Origin of the sequence: Nocardia sp. NPDC050697 (assembly GCF_040654395.1) — a bacterium.
Classification (GTDB): Bacteria; Actinomycetota; Actinomycetes; order Mycobacteriales; family Mycobacteriaceae; genus Nocardia.
The window spans coordinates 1,146,060-1,167,234 of the sequence record NZ_JBFAHY010000001.1; the positions used below are offsets into that span (position 1 = coordinate 1,146,060).

General features: G+C 72.1%; 20 protein-coding genes. 13 read left to right on the plus strand and 7 right to left on the minus strand.

Going from position 1 to position 21,175, the window contains the following annotated elements; genetic code table 11:
• Positions 1-11 precede the first annotated feature (11 nt).
• The 3 genes from AB0H71_RS05690 to AB0H71_RS05700 are packed head-to-tail and all read right to left on the minus strand — an operon-like array spanning position 12 to position 3,529.
• On the minus strand, positions 12-1,061 hold the full coding sequence (locus AB0H71_RS05690) for an acyl-CoA dehydrogenase (protein WP_357015178.1): 1,050 nt from the start codon (positions 1,059-1,061) through the stop codon (positions 12-14).
• Entirely contained in the window at positions 1,058-1,900 is an 843-nt protein-coding gene (locus tag AB0H71_RS05695; RefSeq protein ID WP_357015180.1) for an amidohydrolase family protein, read from the minus strand. The genes AB0H71_RS05690 and AB0H71_RS05695 overlap by 4 nt, the downstream gene beginning before the upstream one ends.
• 3 nt (positions 1,901-1,903) lie before the next feature.
• Complete coding sequence (locus AB0H71_RS05700) at positions 1,904-3,529, minus strand: AMP-binding protein (protein WP_357015181.1); 1,626 nt, start codon at positions 3,527-3,529, stop codon at positions 1,904-1,906.
• Positions 3,530-3,615: 86 nt separating this feature from the next.
• Here AB0H71_RS05700 and AB0H71_RS05705 point away from each other — a divergent pair, with 86 nt between their 5' ends.
• On the plus strand, positions 3,616-4,743 hold the full coding sequence (locus AB0H71_RS05705) for an NDMA-dependent alcohol dehydrogenase (RefSeq protein ID WP_357015183.1): 1,128 nt from the start codon (positions 3,616-3,618) through the stop codon (positions 4,741-4,743).
• A 36-nt stretch (positions 4,744-4,779) separates the two neighbouring features.
• On the opposite strand, the gene AB0H71_RS05710 is transcribed toward AB0H71_RS05705, so the two are convergent.
• Complete coding sequence (locus AB0H71_RS05710) at positions 4,780-6,264, minus strand: carboxyl transferase domain-containing protein (protein WP_357015185.1); 1,485 nt, start codon at positions 6,262-6,264, stop codon at positions 4,780-4,782.
• Positions 6,265-6,274: 10 nt separating this feature from the next.
• The gene (locus AB0H71_RS05715) at positions 6,275-7,513 is read right to left on the minus strand and encodes a cytochrome P450 (RefSeq protein ID WP_357015187.1); all 1,239 of its coding nucleotides are present in this window, start codon (positions 7,511-7,513) and stop codon (positions 6,275-6,277) included.
• Positions 7,514-7,626: 113 nt separating this feature from the next.
• Here AB0H71_RS05715 and AB0H71_RS05720 point away from each other — a divergent pair, with 113 nt between their 5' ends.
• The 6 genes from AB0H71_RS05720 to AB0H71_RS05745 all read left to right on the plus strand — a co-directional run bounded on the left by AB0H71_RS05720 (position 7,627) and on the right by AB0H71_RS05745 (position 13,415).
• Entirely contained in the window at positions 7,627-8,412 is a 786-nt protein-coding gene (locus tag AB0H71_RS05720; protein WP_357015188.1) for an SDR family oxidoreductase, read from the plus strand.
• 27 nt (positions 8,413-8,439) lie between these two features.
• Positions 8,440-9,627, plus strand: coding sequence for a cytochrome P450 (locus AB0H71_RS05725; RefSeq protein WP_357015189.1), 1,188 nt, complete (start codon positions 8,440-8,442; stop codon positions 9,625-9,627).
• On the plus strand, positions 9,624-10,388 hold the full coding sequence (locus AB0H71_RS05730) for an SDR family NAD(P)-dependent oxidoreductase (protein WP_357015190.1): 765 nt from the start codon (positions 9,624-9,626) through the stop codon (positions 10,386-10,388). Before AB0H71_RS05725 ends, AB0H71_RS05730 begins: the two co-directional genes overlap by 4 nt.
• Complete coding sequence (locus tag AB0H71_RS05735) at positions 10,388-11,581, plus strand: CaiB/BaiF CoA-transferase family protein (protein WP_357015191.1); 1,194 nt, start codon at positions 10,388-10,390, stop codon at positions 11,579-11,581. The genes AB0H71_RS05730 and AB0H71_RS05735 overlap by 1 nt, the downstream gene beginning before the upstream one ends.
• A complete protein-coding gene (locus tag AB0H71_RS05740; protein WP_357015193.1) occupies positions 11,578-12,381 on the plus strand; it encodes an enoyl-CoA hydratase-related protein in 804 nt (267 codons plus the stop codon). Before AB0H71_RS05735 ends, AB0H71_RS05740 begins: the two co-directional genes overlap by 4 nt.
• Before the next feature lie 170 nt (positions 12,382-12,551).
• Entirely contained in the window at positions 12,552-13,415 is an 864-nt protein-coding gene (locus AB0H71_RS05745; RefSeq protein WP_357015195.1) for a TetR/AcrR family transcriptional regulator C-terminal domain-containing protein, read from the plus strand.
• 52 nt (positions 13,416-13,467) lie between these two features.
• Here AB0H71_RS05745 and AB0H71_RS05750 read toward each other — a convergent pair whose 3' ends face one another.
• Complete coding sequence (locus tag AB0H71_RS05750; RefSeq protein WP_357015197.1) at positions 13,468-14,343, minus strand: enoyl-CoA hydratase/isomerase family protein; 876 nt, start codon at positions 14,341-14,343, stop codon at positions 13,468-13,470.
• Positions 14,340-15,014: a hypothetical protein gene (locus AB0H71_RS05755; protein ID WP_357015199.1), complete on the minus strand. Its 675-nt coding sequence runs from the start codon at positions 15,012-15,014 to the stop codon at positions 14,340-14,342. The genes AB0H71_RS05750 and AB0H71_RS05755 overlap by 4 nt, the downstream gene beginning before the upstream one ends.
• A 64-nt stretch (positions 15,015-15,078) precedes the next feature.
• On the opposite strand from AB0H71_RS05755, the gene AB0H71_RS05760 reads away from it, so the two are divergent.
• From AB0H71_RS05760 to AB0H71_RS05785, 6 genes are read left to right on the plus strand one after another with little or no spacing between them, the layout of a single operon-like run.
• Positions 15,079-15,873, plus strand: a complete 795-nt coding sequence (locus AB0H71_RS05760; RefSeq protein WP_357015201.1) for an enoyl-CoA hydratase-related protein — start codon at positions 15,079-15,081, stop codon at positions 15,871-15,873.
• Between the two features lie 20 nt (positions 15,874-15,893).
• A complete protein-coding gene (locus AB0H71_RS05765; RefSeq protein WP_357016189.1) occupies positions 15,894-16,697 on the plus strand; it encodes an enoyl-CoA hydratase-related protein in 804 nt (267 codons plus the stop codon).
• Entirely contained in the window at positions 16,694-17,503 is an 810-nt protein-coding gene (locus AB0H71_RS05770) for an enoyl-CoA hydratase/isomerase family protein (protein WP_357015203.1), read from the plus strand. Before AB0H71_RS05765 ends, AB0H71_RS05770 begins: the two co-directional genes overlap by 4 nt.
• Entirely contained in the window at positions 17,503-19,077 is a 1,575-nt protein-coding gene (locus AB0H71_RS05775) for an AMP-binding protein (RefSeq protein ID WP_357015205.1), read from the plus strand. Before AB0H71_RS05770 ends, AB0H71_RS05775 begins: the two co-directional genes overlap by 1 nt.
• The gene (locus tag AB0H71_RS05780) at positions 19,067-20,767 is read left to right on the plus strand and encodes a class I adenylate-forming enzyme family protein (RefSeq protein WP_357015207.1); all 1,701 of its coding nucleotides are present in this window, start codon (positions 19,067-19,069) and stop codon (positions 20,765-20,767) included. Before AB0H71_RS05775 ends, AB0H71_RS05780 begins: the two co-directional genes overlap by 11 nt.
• Positions 20,764-21,174 carry a PaaI family thioesterase gene (locus tag AB0H71_RS05785; RefSeq protein WP_357015209.1) on the plus strand — a complete coding sequence of 137 codons (411 nt, stop codon included), beginning with the start codon at positions 20,764-20,766 and terminating at the stop codon, positions 21,172-21,174. The genes AB0H71_RS05780 and AB0H71_RS05785 overlap by 4 nt, the downstream gene beginning before the upstream one ends.
• Position 21,175 lies beyond the last annotated feature (1 nt).

Genomic DNA, 21,175 nt, shown 5'->3' on the forward strand with positions numbered 1-21,175 from the left:
TCTGCGTTCTCCTAAGCGGAAAGGGCGGCGGCTTCGCGCCGGGCCACGGTCTCGGCGAGTTCGCGGGCGTGCAGGGCGGGGTCGCCGCCGGCCAGCGACCAGCCGCGGGCCCGCACCAGGTAGGCCGCCGACGCCGCTTCGGCCGAGACGCCGAGACCGCCCTGCACCTGCACCGCCATGGTCGCCGCGGCCGGCGCCTCGCCGGTGATGAAGACGAAGGCGGCGGCGGGCAGCTCCGGCTGGTGCTCCGGCTCGTGCTCGAGGAACCAGGCGGCGCGGCGGTTCAGGTTGCGGCCCGCGTTCACCGCGACGGCGATATTCGCCAGCGGGTGCGAGATGGCCTGCAGCGTGCCGATCGGGACACCGAGCGTGTAGCGGGTGGTGGCGAATTCCGCGGCGATGCGCAGGGTTTCGTCGAGCAGCCCGACCAGCGCGGAAGCGGTGAGCACCCGCCACTCGTCCAGCGCGCGCCGGTACGCGGCCACCGCGTCGGGGCCACTGGCGAGCACCGTGGCGGAGTCCGCGGTGCCCGCGTCCACCCAGGCCATCGGCAGCTTGCCGATGTTCTCCACCCGGGCGGGCGGGCTGTCGAAGGTCAGCCGGACCACGTCCTGGCAGTCGAGCACGACGACCTCATCGGCGACCGCCCCGGCGGGGATCAGCCGGGGGCCGGGCCGCGCGGCCGGGTCCGGGTTCAGCGCGACGATCCGCCTGCCGCCCACGATGTCGTCCGGCACCGGCCCCAGCCGGGCCAGCAGCCGCGCGGCGACCACGTGCTCGATCCACGGGACCGGCGCGAGCACCCGGCCCAGCTCCTCGGCGACCAGGGTCAGCTCGACCAGCCCCGCGCCGTCGCCGCCCGCCGACTCCGGCAGCGCCATGCTGGTCGCCCCGGTGCCGCAGAGCTGCTCCCACAGGCTCTTGTCGAACCCGGTGCCCTCGGCGGCGCGGACCGTGTCGATCGGGCAGCGGGTGCGGAAGAACTTGGCGTAGACCGCCTGCAGCTCGGTCTGGTCCTCGGAGAGGCTGTAGTCCTGCCTGCGCAGTTCGTAGCGGTTCATTCCTGCTCCTGACCCGCCCGGCCGTCGAAGAAGAAGTCGTCGGCGTTGGCGTAGAGGTAGTTGTCGAGGACGTCGGCGGGCAGGTCGAGCGCGAGCGCCTCGGGGATCACCCGCCGCATCGGCAGCACCGGCCAGTCCGACCCGAACATGACCTTCTGCTTGCCCCTGGTCCGCATGTAGTGGATCAGGCTGTCCGGCAGCCGCTTCGGCGACCAGGCCGAGGTCATCAGCCGCAGGTTCGAGTACTTGATGAGCAGCCGGATCGCCACGTCCCACCACGGGTCGGCGCCGTGGATCATGCACAGCTTCAGCTCGGGGAAGCGCACGCACACCATGTCGAGGTAGATGGGGTTCTGCACCTCGCCCGGGATGGGCGGGCCCGGGATGCCGGTGTTCATGCAGAGCGGCAGCCCCAGCTCCGAGCACTTGTAGTAGAGCGGGTAGTACACCGCGTCGCTGGGCGGGTAGCGGCCCTCGCCCCAGAAGCTCGCGCCGACGGCGGTGTAGGCGACCGGCAGGTCTCGGGTGAGCGCGGTCAGCTCGCGCAGCGAGGCCACCGGGCGCAGCAGGTCGACGCCGTTGACCGCCAGCGCGAACCGCTCCGGCCGCGCCTCCACGAACTTCAGCGCGGTCGCCGACGGCTTGCGCATGTTGTACATGAGGATCGCCTTCTCGACGCCCTGCTCGTCCATTTCGTCGATCAGCTCGTCCAGCTCCGGCTGGGCGAACATCGACTTCGGGCCCTTGAAGTAGTCGTCGCGCACCTTCAGCATCCAGTCGGGCTGCCGCTCGACCTCGCCGAAGTGCACATTGACGAGGCCATCGATGACTCTGGTCACGGATCAGGCTCCGATTTCTCGTGCGGCGGACTCCAGGGCCTGCTCGGCCGCCCACCGGTAGTCGGGTTTGCCGTTGCCGAGGCGCCGCACCTCGGCCACGGCCAGGAAGTCCTTGGGGATCTTGTAACCGGCCAGCTTTTCCCGGCAGGCGGTGCGCAGCTCCGCCACCGGGATCGCCCCCGACTCGGTGCGGACCAGCGCGACCACCTCGCTCCCCCAGCGCGGGCTCGGCCGCCCGACCACCAGCGCGTCGGCGATGCCGGGGCAGGCGCGCAGCACCTCCTCGACCTCCTCGACGAAGACCTTCTCGCCGCCGGTATTGATCACCAGCGAATCGCGGCCGAGCAGGCGAAGGGTGCCGTCGGCATCGACGGTCACCCGGTCACCGGGCACCGCCATGCGCTTGCCGTCGATCTCGGGGAAGGTGCGCGCGGTGGCCTCGGGATCGTCGAAGTAGCCCAGCGGCACCCGCCCGACCCGCACCGCCCAGCCGACCTCGCTCTCCCCCGGCTCCAGGAACCGGGTGCGGTCGGCGGAGATGGCGGTGCCGCCCGGCATGGGCGCGAAGGTCTCGACCGGGTTGTCCTTACTGCTGCGGCCGAAGCCCATGCCGCCGGTCTCCGAGGAGCCGTACCCCTCCATGATCATGATGTGCGGGAGCAGCTCCAGCAGCGCGCGCTTGTACACCGGATTGGTGGCGGCGCCGCCGGTGCCGATGCCGAAGAGCCCCGAGAGGTCGTAGGAGCGCTCGCGCAGCGCGGCGACCAGCGGCGCGGCATAGGCGTCGCCGACCATGGTGAGCAGCGCCGCCTTCTCCCGCTCCGCGGTCTCCAGCGCGAGCGCGGCGTCGAAGCGGTGCCGGTCGTCGTAGAGGACGATGGTCTGCCCGGCCAGCAGCCCGGCGCAGGCGGTGAAGATCCCCGCCGCGTGCGAGAGCGGGGACATGGCGAACCAGGACTGCCCGGTGGCGCGGGCGAAGGCGTGGAGTACGTCGGTGGACTCGTGGTCGCCGCCGTTCATCGAGGAGACGTACAGGTCGGCCTGCCGCCAGAGCACACCCTTGGGCCTGCCGGTGGTGCCGCCGGTACACAACATCGCCACATCGTCGGGGGATGTCTCGATGACCCGGTCCGGGTCGCCCTGGTTCACCGCGTCCTCGAAGGCGATCGCAGCGGGCAGCTCCGCCGCCCCGCTGCCGTCCTCCACCACGATCAGCAGCAGCTCGGACAGGTCCGGGACCGCCTCGGCCAGCACCGGCCCGAAGGCCCGGTGGTAGACGATCGCGCTGGGCCGCAGGTAGGCGAGCAGCTCGCCGACCTCGTGCGCGGTGTAGCTGGGGTTCACATTGACCGGGACGGTGCGCGCCTTGAGGCAGCCGATCATGACGTCCAGGTAGAGGTCGTTGCGCATGAGCAGCGCGACCCGGTCCTGGCCGCACTCCCAGCGCTCCAACTCGGCGCGCTCGGTGTGCAGGCCGAGCCCGCGATCGGCGAGGAAGTTCGCGAACCGGCGGGTGCGCTCCGCGGATTCGGCGAAGGTGCTGCGCCGCTCGCCGCACACCGTCATCGTGCGCTCCGGCACCGCCGAGGCAACGGCATCGAGCACCGCGCCGATGGTCCATTCGGTCACTGCATTCCTCCACGACGATCCCGGCTGACGCTGTTACTGTATACCTATCGGTAAGGGTTCACACAAGGTTCGGGACGGTAACTCGGATGAAAACCAAAGGCGCTGTGCTCTGGGGGCTCGACACACCGTGGTCGGTGGAGGAGATCGAGATCGGGGAGCCGCGAGCCGGGGAGGTCGCGGTCCGGATGGAGACGGCGGGGCTGTGCCGGGCCGACCACAATCTGGTCACCGGCGCCATCCCGATAAGCGCCTTCCCGGTGCTCGGCGGGCACGAGGGCGCGGGCATCGTCACCGCGGTCGGTTCCGGCGTCTCCGACCTCGCCGCCGGCGACCACGTCGTCACCTCGTTCCTGCCGTCCTGCGGGCGCTGCCCGTCCTGCCGGGCGGGCGTGCACAACCTCTGCGACCTCGGCGCCGGGCTGCTCGCGGGCACCTCGGTGACCGACCGGAGCTTCCGCGTGCACGCCCGCGGCCGCCCGGTGCACCCCATGTCGCTGGTCGGCACCTTCGCCCCGTACGCGGTCGTGCACCGCGCCTCGGTGGTGAAGATCGACCCGTCCATCCCGTTCGACATCGCCTGCCTGGCCGGCTGCCAGATCACCACCGGCTACGGCTCGGCGGTGCACACCGCCCGGATCGCGCCCGGCGAGGACGTGGCGATCATCGGCCTCGGCGGGGTCGGGGCCTCGGCCCTGCAGGGCGCCGTGCTCTCCGGGGCGCGGCAGATCTTCGTGGTGGAGTCGGCGCAGTGGAAGCGGGACCGGGCGGTGAAGTTCGGCGCCACCGAGGTGTACGCCGATATCGGGTCGGCGACGGCGCGGATCGCCGAGCACACCGGTGGCCACATGTGCCAGAAGGTCGTGGTGACCACCGGCCGCTACGACGGCCACGAGCTGGACGACTGGCTCCGGATCACCGCCCGAGGGGGCACCTGCGTGCTCACCGCCCGCGCCGACGTGATGACCTCGGACCTGAAGCTCGACCTGTCGCTGGTGCCGCTGCTGCAGAAGAACCTGCAGGGCAGCCTCTACGGCGGCGGCGACCCGCAACACGACATCCCCGAGGTGCTCGCGCTGCACAAGCTCGGGGATATCGACCTCGCGGAGACGCGGGTCCGCGAGTACCGGCTTGAGCAGATCAACGATGCCTACGCCGAGCTGCTCGGCGGCCACGACCTGCGCGGCATCATCCGCTACACCGACGCCGACCGCTGAACGAACGGTGTCCGGGGGGCGCCGCCCCCCGGACACTCAGGGCACGATGGCCGTGCGCAGCACCGGTTCCGCCACCTGCTGACGGGCGAAGATGCCGCGGCGCAGCGCGGTGAGCAGCGCGTCGCGGGTCTCCTCCGGGCGGATGAGCTCGTCGAAGCCCATGTGCTCGGCGGAGTAGTAGGAGGCCAGCAGCTCCATCTCGCGCAGCTGCGCGGCCACCTCCTCCTCCGCGCCGGAGGCCAGCCCCAGCGCGGCGGCGCTCATGGCGCCCATGGTGGCGCCGGGGTAGGCGTAGGCGGCGGTCTGGTTGTCGAAGCCGATGAGCGACATGACCATCGACCCGAACCCGTACGCCTTGCGCAGCGTGACGTGCAGCTTGATCGTGCTCGCCGTGGTCTGGGCGGCGAACATCCGCGCCCCCGCCCGCAGCACCCCCGCCCGCTCCGACTCGCTGCCCGGCAGCATGCCGGGGTTGTCGGCGAGGAACACCAGCGGCAGGTGGAACGAGTCCGCGACCGTGATGAAGTGCGCGGCCTTGTTCGCCGCCGCGGTATCGATCGAGCCGGCCAGGATCTCGGGCTGGTTGGCGACCACCGCCACCGGGTGCCCGCCCAGGTGGGCCAGCGCGCACACGATCGCGGGGCCGTAGCCGGGCTGCACCTCGAACCAGTCCGGGGTGTCGAAGACGACGTCGAGCACCGTGCGGATGTCGTAGGTGCTGCGGTTGTCCCGGGAGATGATGTCGAGCAGCTCCGGGGTCGCGCGCGGCTCGGTGGCGTCATCGGAGAGCAGGGCGGGCGGGTAGGACCAGGCGCTCGACGGGAAGTACGAGAGGTATCGGCGGATCTCGTCCAGCGCGTCCTCGTCGGTCTCGGCGAGATTGTGGATGAGCCCGCTCGGCACCGCCACGTCCGGACCGCCCAGCTCCTCCTTGCTGATCTCCTCCCCGGTCGACTCCCGCACCACCGGCGGACCGGCGGTGAAGATGGCGCCCTGGCGGCTCATGATCGCGAAATCCGAGACCGGCGCGATGAGCGCGCCGTGCCCGGCCGACGGGCCGAGCACGCCGGTGACCATGGGCACCTTGCCGGAGCACTGCGCCTGCGCGAGCAGGTCGGTGGGGGTGCGGCCGTAGTGCGCGCCGGTCGGCCGGAAGCCGGCGCCCTCCAGCAGCATGATCAGCGGCACCTTGTTGCGCACCGCCAGCTCGGCCAGGCGGTACCGCTTGGCATTGCTACCGGGGGCGATGGTGCCCGCGACCGTGGTGAAGTCCTCCGCGCCGACCATGACCGGGGTGCCGTCGATCAGCCCGGAGCCGGTCACGATGGCGTCGGCGGCGATCTCACCACCGACCAGCGCGCCGAACTCCTGGAACGAGCCGGGGTCGAGCAGGTGCGCGATCCGGGCGCGCGCGTCCAGCTTGCCCTTGGCCCGGTGCTTGGCGACCCGCTCCGGCCCGCCCATCGCCGCGGACCGCTCCCGGCGCCCATCCAGGTCCTCGAGCGTTTCCTTCCAGCTCACGACGGGCTCCTCAGCGCAGGGTGTAGCGGATCGGCAGGTGCTTGAGGCCGCCGACGAAGGTGGTGGCGATGAGCTCCGGCTCCCCGGCCAGCTCCACCGAGGTGAGCCGCGGGATCAGCTCGGCGAAGAAGCGGTTCACCTCGAGCCGGGCCAGCGCCGCGCCCAGGCAGAAGTGGATGCCGAAGCCGAAGGCGACGTGCTTGTTCGGCTCGCGCCCGACATCGAAGCGGAACGGGTCGTCGAAGGCCTCCTCGTCGCGGTTGGCCGAGATGTAGGAGAGCAGCAGCGAGTCGCCCTCGGCGATCGGTACACCGCGCACGGTGGTGTCCGCGGTGGCGGTGCGCATGAACGCCTTGACCGGCGTGACCCAGCGGATCATCTCCTCGGTGGCCTGCGGCAGCAGCGACATGTCGGCCTGCAGCCGGGCCAGCTGATCGGGGTTCTCCGCCAGCGCCCGCATGCCGCCGGAGATGGTGCCGCTGGTGGTGTCGTGGCCCGCCGTCGCGATGATGGCGTAATAGGAGACGGTGTCGATATCGCCGAGCGGCTCGCCGTCGATGCGGGCATTGGCGATGGTGGAGGCGAGATCCTCGGTCGGGGTCGCACGGCGCGCCGCGGTGAGGTCGTTGAAGAAGGCGAACATGTCGAGCAGCGCGCCGACCTTCTCCTCCTGCGACGCCGCCGAGCGCTGGTACTCCTCGTCGTCGCTGCCGAGCAGCTCCTGGGTCAGCTTCAGCATGCGCGGGAAGTCCGATTCCGGCACGCCGAGCAGCGACATGATCACGTACAGCGGGTAGTTGACCGCCACCTCCTGCACGAAGTCGCACTCGCCACCCGCGTCGCGCATCTTGTCCACGTACCGCTTGGCCAGGTCGGTGATGCGAAGATCCATGGCGCGCATGGCCTTCGGGCCGAACCAGTCCGCGGCGATGGCGCGCACCACCCGGTGCTGCGGATCGTCCATGTGGATCAGGGTGCGGATGCCGACGGCGGCCTGCTGCTCGTCGGACTCCGCCGACATCAGCACCGGCCGCGGCCAGTTGCTGAACAGCTTGCTGTTGCGCTCGACCGCGAGCACGTCGGCGTGCTTGGTGATCGCCCAGAAGGGCTTGTACCCGGGGACGTCGACGTACGACACCGGGGTGTTGGCGCGGAGGCCCGACAGCGCGGCGTGCAGACGCGGCTCGTCGGTATAGGCGGCAGGCTCCGCGAGTAGCTTCGCGGCTTCATCGACGATCGGCGTGCTCATCTGGGCTGTTCCGTCCTTCGGGCTCGTTGTCTCGGTTGCCAGCGTGATTTATAGTCGACCTTACTGTCAAGCATTCCGTAAGACCTTCGAGCCGACTGGACGGTGATATTCACATGGCACAGCCACAGCGCAGGGTCGTGGTCGTGGGGGCGGGGTCCGGCATCGGCGCGGCCACCGCGGCGCACTTCCACGCGGCCGGTGCGCACGTACTCGCGGTCGACCTGCGCGACAGCGACACTCCGGCCGCCGAGCACCGCCACTGCGACCTGCGCGACGCCGCCGCCATCGAGGCGCTGCTCGCCGGGATCGGCGACGGCTGGGACCTGCTCGCGCACGTCGCCGGCGTGCCGGGCACCGCGCCCGCCGGCGACGTGCTCGCGATCAACTACCTCGGCATGCGGCGCACCGTGACCGGCATGCTGCCGCTGCTGCGCACCGGGGGCGCGGTCGTCACCGTCGCCTCGGTGGCCGCGCTCGGCTGGCAGCAGCGCATCCCCGTGCTGGAGGGGCTGCTCGCGGCGACCGACGAGGCCGCGGTGCGGGCCTGGCAGGCGGGGCAGGACCCGGCCTACCCGGTGTACAGCACCTCCAAGCAGGCGGCGGTGCTCTTCGCCAAGCGGCTCGCGCCCGCGGCCTGGCAGAAGTACGGCGTCCGGGTGAACACCGTCAGCCCGGGGCCGACCGAGACGCCGATCCTCGGCGACTTCGAGACCTCCATGGGCAAGGAGGTCCTCGACACCGTGAAGGCCACCGTCGGCCGCCATGCCACCGCCGCCGACATCGTCCCGGTGATCGAGTTCCTCGGCTCGCCCGCGGCGGGCTGGGTGAACGGCCAGGACCTGCACGTGGACGGCGGCTTCGTCGCCCCGATGTCGGTCGGCGGCCCGCTCGCGCTGTAGCCGCGCGCTCTACCCGAAAGGTGAACTGTGAACAGCCCCGTACGGGACCTCGATCTCCGCGATCCCTACCCCTTCTTCGCCGCCCACCGCCGCGAACACGGCGTCTACCACGGCGGCGTCATGGACTACTCGCGCACCCCGGAGGAGTTCCGGCCGCGTGACTCCTGGTCCGCGCTCTCCTGGTCCGCCACGAACGCGGCGCTGCGGGACACCGAGACCTTCAGCTCCACGCTCTACGACAGCACCATCGGCGTCTTCATGGGCCCGACCATCCTGGCCATGGGCGGCTCCCGGCACAAGGCGCACCGCAACCTGGTGGCGGCGGCGTTCAAGCCGCAGTCGCTGCAGACCTGGGAGCCGGAGATCGTGCGCCCGATCTGCACCGCGCTGATCGACGAGTTCGCCGAGCGCGGCACCGCGGATCTGGTGCGCGAGTTCACCTTCGAGTTCCCGACCCGGGTGATCGCCCGGCTGCTCGGGCTGCCGGAGGAGGATCTGCCCTTCTTCCGCAAGGCCGCGGTCGACATCATCAGCTACACCGGCAATTACAAGGCGGCTTTCACGGCCTCGGCCGAACTGCAGGAGTACTTCCAGGGCCACATCGACCAGCGCCGCTCGCAGCCCACCGACGACATCATCGGTGACCTGGTGGCCGCCGAGATCGAGGGCGAGCAGCTCACCGACGAGGCGATCTACTCGTTCCTGCGGCTGCTGCTGCCCGCCGGGCTGGAGACCACCTACCGTTCCTCGGGCAACCTGCTCTACCTGCTGCTCACCCACCCCGAGCAGTTCGCGGCCGTACAGGCGAACCGCAGGCTGCTCAGCCCCGCCATCGAGGAGGGGCTGCGCTACGAGACCCCGCTGACCCTGGTGCAGCGCACGGTCACCAGGGACACCGAGCTGGAGGGGGTGGCGATCCCGAAGGGCGCGACACTGGACATCGCGCTCGGCGCGGCGAACCGCGACGAACAGCGCTGGGAGCGCGCCGAGGAGTTCGACATCCACCGCAAGCGGTTGCCGCACATCAGCTTCACCGCGGGCGCGCACACCTGCCTCGGGCTGCACCTGGCCCGGATGGAGACCAGGGTGGCGCTGGAGGTGCTGCTCGACCGGCTCACCGGGATCACCCTGCTGACCGAGGACGACCCGCACATCTTCGGCCAGCCCTTCCGCTCCCCCACCGCGCTGCCGGTGTCGTTCGAGGTGGCCGGGTGAGCGAGCGCGACCCGTTCGACCTGTCCGGGCGCTCGGCGCTGGTGACCGGGGCCGCGGGCGGGATCGGCGCGGCGGTCGCCGTCGCGCTGGCCGCCCGCGGCGCGGCGGTGCTCGTGACCGACCTGGACGAAGCCGCCGCGGCCGTCACGGCCGAGCGCATCACGAGCGCGGGCGGCATCGCCGAGGCGGCGGCGCTCGATGTCCGCGACGGGGCCGCGGCCACCGCGGCGGCGGCCCGTGCGGCCGCGCTGACCGGCGGCACCCTGCACATCGTGGTCAACAATGCCGGGGCCACGGCACCGGCCATGTTCGCCAAGACCACCGAGGAATCGGTGCTGGCCATGCTCGACATCCACGTCCTGGGAGCATTCCGCTGCGCCAAGGCCGCGCTGACGTACCTGCCGCAGGACGGCACCGGCAGGATCATCAATGTCACCTCGTCGGCCGGGCTCACCGGCGCGCTCGGCCAGGTGAACTACTCGGCTGCCAAGGCGGGCATCGTCGGGCTCACCAAGTCGCTGGCCAAGGAGCTGGCGCGCAAGCAGATCACGGTGAACGCGCTGGCACCGGCGGCGGCGACGCCGATGACCGAGACCATCCGCACCGACGAGCGCTTCGCCGAGCAGATGCTGGCCCGGATTCCGCTGCGCCGCTGGGCCGAACCCGCCGAGGTCGCCCATGCCTTCGTCTTCCTCGCCTCGGACGCGGCCTCGTACGTCACCGGGCAGGTGCTGCCGGTGGACGGCGGGCTGGTGATTTGATGGCGGGACCGCTCGCGGGCGTCACCGTGGTCGCCCTGGAGCAGGCGGTCTCGGCGCCCATGTGCACCCGCACGCTCGCCGATCTGGGCGCGCGGGTGATCAAGGTGGAGAATCCGCGCGGTGGCGATTTCGCCAGGCACTACGACGACGTGGTGCACGGGCAGGCCGCGCACTTCGTCTGGGCCAACCGGGGCAAGGAGTCGATCGCGCTCGACTTCACCGCACCCGATGGCCTCGCGGTGCTGCACCGGCTGCTGGCCACGGCGGACGTGTTCGTCGCGAATCTCGCGCCGGGCGCACTCGCCCGGCGCGGTCTCGACGCCGCCGCGCTGCGACAGCGCTACCCGGAGCTGATCGCGCTGGAGATCGACGGCTACGGCGCGGGCGGGCCGCTGTCGCACAAGCGCGCCTACGACCTGCTGATCCAGGCCGAGTCCGGCGCCTGCGCGGTGACCGGGTTCCCGGGCGCGCCCGCCAAGCCGGGGCCGCCGGTCGCCGACGTCACCGCGGGGCTCTACGCCGCGATCACCATCCTCGCCCTGCTGTACCGCAGGGGCGGCGGCACCGCGTCGGTGAGCCTGTTCGACACCATGACCGAGCTCATGGGATATCCGCTCACGCACGCCCGCTACTCCGGCACCGAACAGCCGCCGGTCGGCATGGGCTCGCCCGCGGTCGCCCCCTACGGCGCCTACCCCACCGCCGACGGCGCCACCGTGGTACTCGGCACCACCAACGACCGGGAGTGGCAGCGGCTCGCGAGCGAGCTGCTCGCCCGCCCCGAACTGGCGGCGGACCCGCGATTCGCGAGCAATACCGGGCGCGTGGCGCACCGGGCCGAACTCGACAACGCGCTCGCCGCGTGGTGCGCCGGGCTCCCGCTCGACGAGATCCGGCGCCGCGCCGACGCGGCCGGGATCGGCAACGCCAAGTTCAACACCCCCGCCGAGGTCAACGCGCACCCGCAGCTGGCGGCGCGGGACCGGTGGCGCCCGGTCGAGAGCCCCGGCGGCACCGTGACCGCGCTGCTGCCGCCCCCGGTGATCGCGGGCTGGAGCGCCCCGATGGGCGCCGTCCCCGCGCTCGGCGAGCACACCGAATCCATTTTGCGCACAGCGGGTTTCACCCCCGCCGAGATCGCCGCGCTCGGCACCGCCGGGATCGCGGTGCCCGCCCTGGAAGGAATGCCATGACCGGACTCCTGGTCGAGCAGCACGGCGGCGTGCGCACCCTCACGCTGAACCGCCCGGACCGGCGCAATGCCCTCGATCGGGCGCTGTGGGCGGCGCTGCGCGAGCAGCTCGCCGATATCGCCGCGGGCGGGGCGCGGGCGGTGGTTCTCACCGGCGCCGGCGGCGCCTTCTCCGGCGGCGCCGATCTCTCCGCCACCGCCGACGTCGAAGAGTTCCCGGACCCGGCCGAAGAGATGCGCGGCATCAACGAGGTGGTGCGGCGGCTGCACGAACTGCCGGTGCCGACGGTGGCGAAGGTGCGCGGCCCGGCCTACGGCGCGGGCTGGAACCTCGCGCTCGCTTGCGATCTCGTGGTCGCCGCGCCCGATGCCCGCTTCTGCCAGATCTTCACCCGGCGCGCGCTCTCCCCGGACTGCGGCGGGTCGTGGGTGCTGCCGCGGCTGGTCGGGTTGCAGCAGGCCAAGCGGCTCACCCTGCTCGCCGAGGCGATCGGCGCCGAGGAGGCGCTGGCGCTCGGGCTCGTCACCTGGATCCGGCCGGAGCCGGAGATCGACGCCTTCACCACCGAGCTCGCCGGGCGGCTCGCCGCCGGGGCCCCCACCGCGCTCGCGCAGACCAAGGCGCTGCTCGCCGCGGGCGCGGACCGGACGCTCGACGAGGCGCTGGAGGCCGAGACCAGGGCCCAGGCCGTCAACCTCGCCGGGCCCGACGTGCTCGAGGCGTTCGCCGCCTTCCTGGAGAAACGCGAGCCGGTATTCCCGGGCGCGAACGCGAATTCGGGAGCCGCCGCGGAAATGTGACCTGAGATACATTATCGACGAATCGGAATGCGGCGGCGCCGTCGGAAATACTGCACGGTAAACCCCGTGGTAGCATCTACCGTGCGGATTTCGATGATCCGCTTCCGGCATTTTCCCGGCGGCGCCGGACGCCGGAAACACCCGGCAACGCAGAGGAAGTGGGTTCGGCGATGGCGAAGCGCGCAACGCCCGTGAAGCGGCAGCGCCGCGAGCGAGGATCGCTCAATCCCGAGGACATCATCCAGGGCGCCTTCGAACTCGCCGAAGAGGTCTCCATCGACGGGCTGAGCATGCCGCTGCTCGGCAAACACCTCGACGTCGGCGTCACCAGCATCTACTGGTACTTCCGCAAGAAGGACGACCTGCTCAACGCCATGACCGACCGGGCGCTGAGCCAGTACGCGTTCGCCGCCCCCTTCGTCGAGGCCGACGACTGGCGCGAGACCCTGCGTAATCACGCCCGCACAATGCGGCAGACCTTTCTCGGCAATCCGATTCTGTGCGATCTGATTCTCATTCGTTCCGCGCTGAGCCGCGATGCCGCCCGCCTCGGCGCGCAGGGAATCGAGCGCGCCATCAACACTCTGGTCAAAGCGGGATTCTCCGTCGACGACGCCTTCGACCTCTATTCCGCGATCAATCTGCATGTGCGCGGCTCGGTCGTATTGCAGCGGCTCTACGACAAGAACAAGGAACTCGAGGCCGAGGCCTCCGCCTACTACGAGGACATCGCCATCGAGCCGGAGACCACGCCGCTGCTCGCCGAGGCCATGGCGCGCGGGCGGCGCAGTGGTGCGCCGGACGATCGGAACTTCGAGTACGGGCTGGAGTGCATTCTCGACCACGCGAGCCGGGTGATCGCGGGCAGCGCGCCCGCCGCCCCGGCGAAGAAGGCGCCCGCCAAGGCCGCGGCCGCGAAGGCGCCGAACGAAGCCGCGGCGCCGGCCAAGACACCGGCCAAGAAGGCCGCCGCGAAGCGGACCGCCGCCAAGACGCCGGCCACCCGCACCCGGCGCACCGCCGCCGCCTCCTGACCCGTCGAACGCCCCGTTACCCCGGCCCTCATCGGCCGGGGCACGGTCGCGTTCACGGCTCCGGCACGTGGAAGTGCTCGTCCCGCAACCGGAATGCCTCGCGGGTGCCATGCTCGGCCCGCGTCTTGACGAAGTTGAACTCCCCCTCGGCGAACTGCAGATTCGTCCCGAAGGCGTGGAAGAGGTAGCTCGCGACCTCCTCCCCCTGGTACGCCTGGCTCTGCTCCACCAACCGGAACGCCTCCTTGGCGATCACCACCCCGTCGGCGGGCATCTTCGCCACCTTCTCCGCCCAGTACCGCGCCCGCGCGGTCACCTGCCCCGGCTCGCAGGTCTCGGTGAACACCCCCAGGTGCTCGAGCGTCCCCGCCTCGACGATGTCACCGGTGAGCAGCAGCCGCCGCGCCAGCACCGGGCCGAGCCGGTGGAAGAACATGTGCAGGCTGCCGAGCGCCGGGCCGAGGAAGCGGGTGGCGGGCATGCCGAGCCTGGCGTCGCGCGCGACGACCGCGATATCGGCCATCAGCGCCATCTCGAAGCCGCCGCCGAGCGCGAAGCCGCCGATCTCGGCCACGGTGACCTTCGGGAAGCCGAGGAACTCGTGGTAGAAGCCGAAGGACTTGCGGTCGACGGTGAGCCGGCGCCGCTGGCTCGGCCTGCTCTTCCTCGGCGCGGAGCCGTTGCCCTCCCCGTACCAGCCGTAGGCATTGTTCATGTCGGCGCCGGTGCTGAAGACCCCGCCCTCGCCGCGCAGCAGGACCACGGTGATGTCGTCGTCGGCGACCACCTCGTCGAGGAAGCGGGCCAGCCCGTCGCGCATGGTCGCGTCGTAGGAGTTGCGGCGCTCGGGGTTGTTCAGCGTGATGGTGGCGATCCGGCGGTCCTCGTCCACCTCGTAGCGGACGCGGCCGTCAGCGGCGCTGGTCATCGCGGGATCCTCTCGGTCGTCGGCGCGCCGGGGGCCCGGCGGCGGCCGTATCTGGTGCCGGTGAGGCGCTCCGGCGTCGCCGCGACCGTCGTGACCGTGGCGCGGCACAGCACCTCTTCGCCGTGGCGCAGCAGCGCCTGGGATTCGAGGCCGGCCTCGGTGGTGGTGCGCGCGATCGAGAAGTTCAGCTCGGTCAGGAGCGGGGTCGGGCGCCGGTAGGTGATCGTCAGCGATCTGGTCTTGCCGGTCACGCCGGCCGCGCAGCTGTGCTGCTGGACCACGCAGTCGAAGAAGACGCCGAGGAAGCCGCCGTGCACCAGCCCCGGCGGGCCCTCGAAGGTCACCGGGAAGTTCACCCGCCCCGTCGCCGACGCCGGATCGATGGCATCGAAGGCGTACTCCGGGAAGCACGGGTTGTAGGTGCCGATATCGAAGGCGTGGTCGAGGTAGATCCGGCGCTCCGGATCGTCCTCCGCATCGCCCACCCGCGGCCGCGCGTCGGCCGGTGCGGTGGCGGTGAGCGCGCGCTCCCACTCCGCGAAGCGCGGCAGCATCTCCTCGACCACCGCCTGCGGCTGCTCCTGGGAGAGCAGCAGCGCGGTGAGCCGGCGCAGCGCGGCCGCCGCGGCCTCGGTCTGGGCCAGCGGGCGTTCGCCGAAATGGATCTCCACACGCCCACCTTGGCAGACGAGCAACGGTATTGTCTACTGTATCTATCTCAGTAACGATTGGAGGGTGGCTGTGGGCGATGCGGTGACGACGGTGGAGCGGGACGGGGCGGTGCTGCGGCTGACGCTGGACCGGCCGGGGCGGCGCAACTCGCTGACCCCGGACATGGTGGAGACCCTGGTCACCGCGCTGACCGCCGCCGCATCCGACGACACCCTGCGCGCCATCCATCTGCGCGGTGCGGGCGAGCACTTCTGCGCGGGCGTGGACTGGGTCTCCGGCAATACCGGGGACACCAAGCCGCGCACCGGCTCGGTGCTGCGCCGGGTCCCGCACACCGCGCACCGGGTGATCGAACTCCTGCACACCGTGCAGCTCCCGGTGGTCGCGACGGTGCGCGGCTGGGCCGCGGGCATGGGCTGCAATCTGGCACTGGCCGCCGATTTCACCGTGGCCGCCCCGGACGCGAGCTTCTGGGAGCCGTTCCTGGACCGCGGCTTCAGCCCCGACTCCGGCGCCACCTGGCTGCTGCCCCGGCTCGCCGGGCTCGCCCGCGCCCGCCGCATGCTGCTGCTCGGCGAGAAGGTGGACGGCGCCACCGCCGCCGAGTGGGGGCTCATCCACGGGGTCGCCGACGACCCCGACGCCGCCGCCGAGGCACTGCTCGCCCGGCTGGCCGCCGCGCCCACCGTGGCATTCGGGCTGGCCAAGCAGGCACTCGCGGAGAACCTGCACGCCACCCTCCCGCAGGCCATGACCAATGAACTGTTCGCCCTCGAACTCGCCTGCCGCACCCGCGATTTCAAGGAGGGCCTCGCCGCCTTCCGCGATCGCCGGACGCCGGAATTCGAGGGCCGATGAGCACCGACGAAGGGACATCCATGCCGTACGACGCCATCACGTACGAGGTCGAGGGGCATACGGCCACCGTCACCCTGAACCGGCCGGAGGCGCTCAACGCGCTGAGCCCGCACATGATCACCGAACTGCGCGCCGCCTACGCCGAGGCCGAGAACGACGACCGCGTCTGGCTGCTGATCGTCACCGGCACCGGCCGGGCCTTCTGCACCGGCGCCGACGTCAAGGCCATCCCCGGCGACGGCAAGGTGCTGAACGAGCGGCCGTACCTGTCGACCTACGAGCAGTGGGAGGCGCCGCAGGAGGGCACGCCGCCGTTCCGCACCATGGCCAAGCCGATCCTCACCGCCGTGAACGGCATCTGCTGCGGCGCCGGGCTCGACTGGGTGACCACCTCCGACATCGTGATCGCCTCCGAGCAGGCCACCTTCTTCGACCCGCACGTCAGCATCGGGCTGGTCGCCGGGCGCGAGGTGGTGCGGCTGGCCAGGGTGCTGCCCCGCTCGGTGGCGCTGCGCATGGCGATCATGGGCAAGCACGAGCGGATGAGCGCCGCCCGCGCCTACGAGCTCGGCATGATCAGCGAGGTGGTCGAGCACGACCGGCTGCTGGAGCGCGCGCACGAGCTCGCCGCCCTCGTGAACCGGAACGCGCCGCTCGCCGTGCGCGGCACCCGGCTGGCCATCCAGAAGGGGCTGGACCTGCCGCTGCACGAGGCGGAGATGCTGGCCGAGTCCTTCCGCGAGCGGGTCACCCGCACCGAGGACGCGCTGGAGGGGCCGAAGGCGTTCGTGGAGAAGCGGGCTCCCGAGTGGCGGGCCCGGTGAGCGGCTCGGCGCGGCCCGATGCCGCCGAGTTCGACACCGTCCTGTTCGAGGTCGACCCGGCGGCGAAGGTGGCGACCATCACCCTGAACCGGCCGGAGCGGCTCAATGCCTTCGACCGGCGCATGTGCGAGGAGCTGGCCCGGATCTGGCAGGCGCTGCGCACCGACGACCGGGTGCACGCGGTGGTGCTGCGCGCCGCGGGCGAGCGGGCCTTCAGCGCCGGGCTCGACATCAAGTCCAGCTACGGCCAGCCGGAGAGCATCTGGCACCACGAGGATCCGGGCGAGCTGCTCAGCCCCAAGTGGCAGAAGATGTGGAAGCCGGTGGTCTGCGCGGTGCGGGGAATGTGCACCGCGGGCGCGTTCTACTTCGTGAACGAGTCCGACGTGGTGCTCTGCGCCGAGGACGCCACCTTCTTCGACTCGCACGTCTCGGCCGGGCTGGTCTCCGCGCTGGAGCCGATCGGGCTCATGCGCCGGGTCGGGCTCGGCGAGACGCTGCGGATCGCGCTGCTCGGCAATGACGAACGGGTCGGCGCCGCCACCGCGCTGCGCATCGGGCTGGTGACCGAGGTCGTCCCCGCCGACCGGCTCTGGGCCCGCGCGCACGAGATCGCGGCGACCATCGCCGCCAAACCGCCGACGGCCACCCAGGGCACCGTCAAGGCGATCTGGGAATCGCTGGACAAGCCGTACCGCGCCGCCCTGGACCAGGGGCTCATCTACACCCGGCTCGGCAACCCGCTCGGCACCGCCGAACTGGCCGCCGGCGGCCGTCCCGCCCCCACCGAACCGAGGATCCGCTGATGAGCACCTCCGTCCATCCCCTGATCCGCCGCCTGGCCGAGGTGCTCGCGCTGCGGCCGGACGCCCCCGCGATCGAGTTCGACGGCCACTGGCACACCTGGGGTGAGCTCGCGGGCCCGGCCGCCCGGATCGCCGCGCTCACCCGCGCGCACGCCGTCGGTGGCCGGGCGCCGATCGGGATCCTGCTGCGCAATACTCCCGCGCACGTCACCGCCTTCCTCGGGGTGCTCGGGGCGGGCGGCACGGTCGTCGCGATCAATCCGTCCCGCGGCGAGGAGCGCACCCGCGCCGACCTGGTCGAGCTGGACCTGCCGCTGGTGCTCGGGCTGCCCGGCGACCTCGCGGCGGTGGTGCCCGATGGCACCCCGACGGGGTCGCTGGCCGGGCTGTTCACCGGTCCGATCCCGGAGTACGGCGTCGATCCGCTGAGCTGCGATGTGGCCGTGCGCATGCTGACCAGCGGCACCACCGGCCCGCCCAAGCGCATCGACCTGGGCTACGACATGCTCGCGCACAGCGTGATCGGGCCCGGGTTCCGCACCGCGCCCGCCCCGGTCGAGCCGCGTACCGGGGTGGCGATCGTGAACGCGCCGCTGGTGCACATCGGCGGCGTATACCGGGTGCTGCAGTGCGTGGCCGAGGCGCGGCCGTTCGTGTTGCTGCCGCGGTTCGAGCTGGACCCGTGGGCGCGGGCGGTGCGCACGCATCGGCCGCGCGCGGTCTCACTGGTGCCCGCGGCGCTGCGCATGGTGCTGCACTCCGAGCTGACCCGGGAGGATCTCGCGAGCGTCGCGGTGGTGACCTCGGGGACCGCGCCGCTGGCCGCCGCCGATGCCGACGCCTTCTACGAGAAGTTCGGCATTCCGGTGCTCACCTCCTACGCGGCCACGGAATTCGGCGGCGGGGTGGCGGGGTGGACGCTGGCCGACCACCGCGAGTTCTGGGCGACCAAGCGCGGCAGCGTCGGCCGGGCGCAGGGCGGGGCGAAGCTGCGGGTCATCGCCGACGACGGCAGCAAACTGCCCGCGGGCGAGCAGGGGCTGCTCGAGGTGGCGCCGGGGCAGCTCGGGCCGGACGCGGGGTGGATCCGCACCACCGACCTGGCCCGGCTCGACGACGACGGATTCCTCTGGATTCTCGGCCGCGCCGACCAGGCCATCATCCGCGGCGGGTTCAAGGTGCTGCCCGACGACGTGCGGGGCGCGCTCGAGGCGCACCTCGCCGTTCGCGGCGCCGCCGTGGTGGCCAGGTCCGACCCGCGGCTCGGCGAGACCCCGGTGGCGATGGTGGAGCTGCGCTCCGGCGCGCACACCGACGCGGACGACCTCACGGCCTTCCTGCGCGACCGGCTCGCCGGGTACGAGGTTCCGACCGAGATAGCGGTGGTGCCGGAGATTCCGCGCACCCCCTCCGGGAAGCCGGATCTGGGCGCGGTGCGGCGGCACTTCGCCGACACCGCCGTGCATCCCACCGCCGGAGCCGAGGTCGCTGCGGCGGGAGCCCAGGTCTCACCGGCATCGGGCGAGATTCCCGTGAACGGCGCTATCGCCGCCGGGGGCGAGCATGTCCGGTGATTCGCCAGGCACGGACCTCGCCGCGGCTACGGCCGAGCGCGACGATGAGCACCTCGTCGCTGACGCCGCCGGTGCCGCCAGGGGTGCCGACGATGCCGAGGCCAGGGCCGATGCCGGGGAGCGGACTCTGCCGGCTCTCGGGGCCGGGAGCCATTCCGCCACCATCGACGCGGCGATCACCGCCGCGGCGGCCGCCCATCCGGACAAGCCCGCGGTGATCGACCCGGCCCACCGGCTCACCTACCGCGAACTCGACACCGCGACGGCCGAGCTCGCCGCCGGGCTGGTCGCCGTGGGCATCGGCACGGGCACCCGGGTGGGGCTGCTCGCCCCGAACAACACCGGCTGGGTGCGCACCGCGCTCGCGCTGACCCGCATCGGCGCGGTCCTGGTCCCGCTCTCCACCCTGCTCACCCCGCCGGAGCTGCTGGCCCAGCTGCGCACCGCCGCGGTGCAGGTCCTCATCGCCGCCGAGGAGTTCCGCGGCCACCGCTACCTCGACGACCTGCGCACCGCACTGGACTCCCCGCTCACGGCACCGATCCTGCACCCCGAGCTGCCCTCCCTGCGGACCGTGCTGACCAGCGACGAGGCCGCCGCACTGCGCGGCGACACCACAGCCGTGGCCCGCGCCCTCGCCACCGCCGTGACCCCGGCCGACCCCCTGACCATCCTGTTCACCTCCGGCAGCCGCGGCGCCCCGAAGGGGGTGATCCACACCCACGGCAGCGCGCTCGGCGCGGTGCGCGCCGGGCTGGCCGACCGCTGCATCACCGCGGAGACCCGCCTCTACCTGCCGATGCCGTTCTTCTGGGTCGGCGGCCTCGGCGGCGGCATCCTCTCCGCGCTGCTGGCGGGCGCCACCCTCGTCACCGAGGAGATCCCGGACCCGGGCAGCACCCTGCGGCTGCTGGAACGCGAGGGGGTCACGCTCTTCCGAGGCTGGCCGGACCAGGCGCAGGCCCTCGCCCGCGAGGCCGAGACCGTCGGCGCCGACCTCTCCGCGCTGCGCCCCGGCAGCCTCGAGGCACTGCTCCCGCCCGAGCTGCGCTCCAGACCGGGTGCCCGCGCGAACCTGTTCGGCATGACCGAATCCTTCGGCCCCTACTGCGGCTACCCCGCCGACACCGACATGCCGGAGCGGGCATGGGGCAGCTGCGGCCGCCCCTTCCCCGGCACCGAACTCCGTATCGACGCCCCCGCGCCGGGCGAGATCGGCGAGATCCTGATCCGCGGCCCGCACATCCTGCGCGGCCTGCGCGGCCGCACCCGCGAGGAGCTGTTCACCCGGGACGGCTTCTACCGCACCGGCGACCTCGGCCGCCTGGACGACGCCGGATTCCTCTTCTACCACGGCCGCTCCGACGACATGGTCAAGGTCAGCGGCGCCACCGTCTACCCCGGCGAGGTGGAGCGCGCGCTGCGCTCGCTGCCCGCGGTGACCCAGGCCTACGTCACCGACCTGCCCGGCCCGCGCATCGCCGCCGCCGTGGTGTGCCGCACGGACACCTCGGCCGCGGAGCTGCGCTCGGCGGCCAGGGGCGTGCTCAGCGCCTTCAAGGTGCCCGCCGTCTGGCTCCTGCTCGACTCCGACGACCTGGTGCCGCGCGGCGGCACCGGCAAGGTCGACCTTCCCGCCCTGCGCGCGCTGCTCGACGCCCGGGGTACCACAGCGAGGAGTTCACGATGACAGCGCTCGAAGCGATCGGCGACCTGATGAACCGGATCGGCTTCCGCCGGACCACCGAGGACGGCACCGAGTACTGGGAGCTGCCCGCCGCCGCGCACAACGTCAATCTCTCCGGCGGGATCCAGGGCGGGCTGCTCGCCACCCTGGTCGACGTCGCCGCGGGCTCGGCCGCGCTGGCCACCCGGCCCAGCGGCACCGGGGTGGTCACCTCGGACCTGAATATCCGGTACCTGCGCGCCGTCACCGAGGGGACGGCGCGGGCCTACACCCGAATCGTGCACTCCGGCAGGCGATCCACGGTGGTGGAGGTCGAGGTGCGGGTGGTGCCGGGCGACACCCTCGCGGTGATCGCCACCGCGAACTTCGCCAATGTCGGGTTCCCCGGGATCGGCGCCCCGCCGGCCTGAC

Bases quoted from the DNA above. Each gene is read 5' to 3' on its own strand.
- AB0H71_RS05690 (WP_357015178.1), bottom strand. From the start codon at position 1,061: ATGAACCGCTACGAACTGCGCAGGCAGGACTACAGCCTCTCCGAGGAC.
- AB0H71_RS05705 (WP_357015183.1), top strand. From the start codon at position 3,616: ATGAAAACCAAAGGCGCTGTGCTCTGGGGGCTCGACACACCGTGGTCG.
- AB0H71_RS05715 (WP_357015187.1), bottom strand. From the start codon at position 7,513: ATGAGCACGCCGATCGTCGATGAAGCCGCGAAGCTACTCGCGGAGCCT.
- AB0H71_RS05720 (WP_357015188.1), top strand. From the start codon at position 7,627: ATGGCACAGCCACAGCGCAGGGTCGTGGTCGTGGGGGCGGGGTCCGGC.
- AB0H71_RS05735 (WP_357015191.1), top strand. From the start codon at position 10,388: ATGGCGGGACCGCTCGCGGGCGTCACCGTGGTCGCCCTGGAGCAGGCG.
- AB0H71_RS05740 (WP_357015193.1), top strand. From the start codon at position 11,578: ATGACCGGACTCCTGGTCGAGCAGCACGGCGGCGTGCGCACCCTCACG.
- AB0H71_RS05745 (WP_357015195.1), top strand. From the start codon at position 12,552: ATGGCGAAGCGCGCAACGCCCGTGAAGCGGCAGCGCCGCGAGCGAGGA.
- AB0H71_RS05750 (WP_357015197.1), bottom strand. From the start codon at position 14,343: ATGACCAGCGCCGCTGACGGCCGCGTCCGCTACGAGGTGGACGAGGAC.
- AB0H71_RS05765 (WP_357016189.1), top strand. From the start codon at position 15,894: ATGCCGTACGACGCCATCACGTACGAGGTCGAGGGGCATACGGCCACC.
- AB0H71_RS05775 (WP_357015205.1), top strand. From the start codon at position 17,503: ATGAGCACCTCCGTCCATCCCCTGATCCGCCGCCTGGCCGAGGTGCTC.
- AB0H71_RS05780 (WP_357015207.1), top strand. From the start codon at position 19,067: ATGTCCGGTGATTCGCCAGGCACGGACCTCGCCGCGGCTACGGCCGAG.
- AB0H71_RS05785 (WP_357015209.1), top strand. From the start codon at position 20,764: ATGACAGCGCTCGAAGCGATCGGCGACCTGATGAACCGGATCGGCTTC.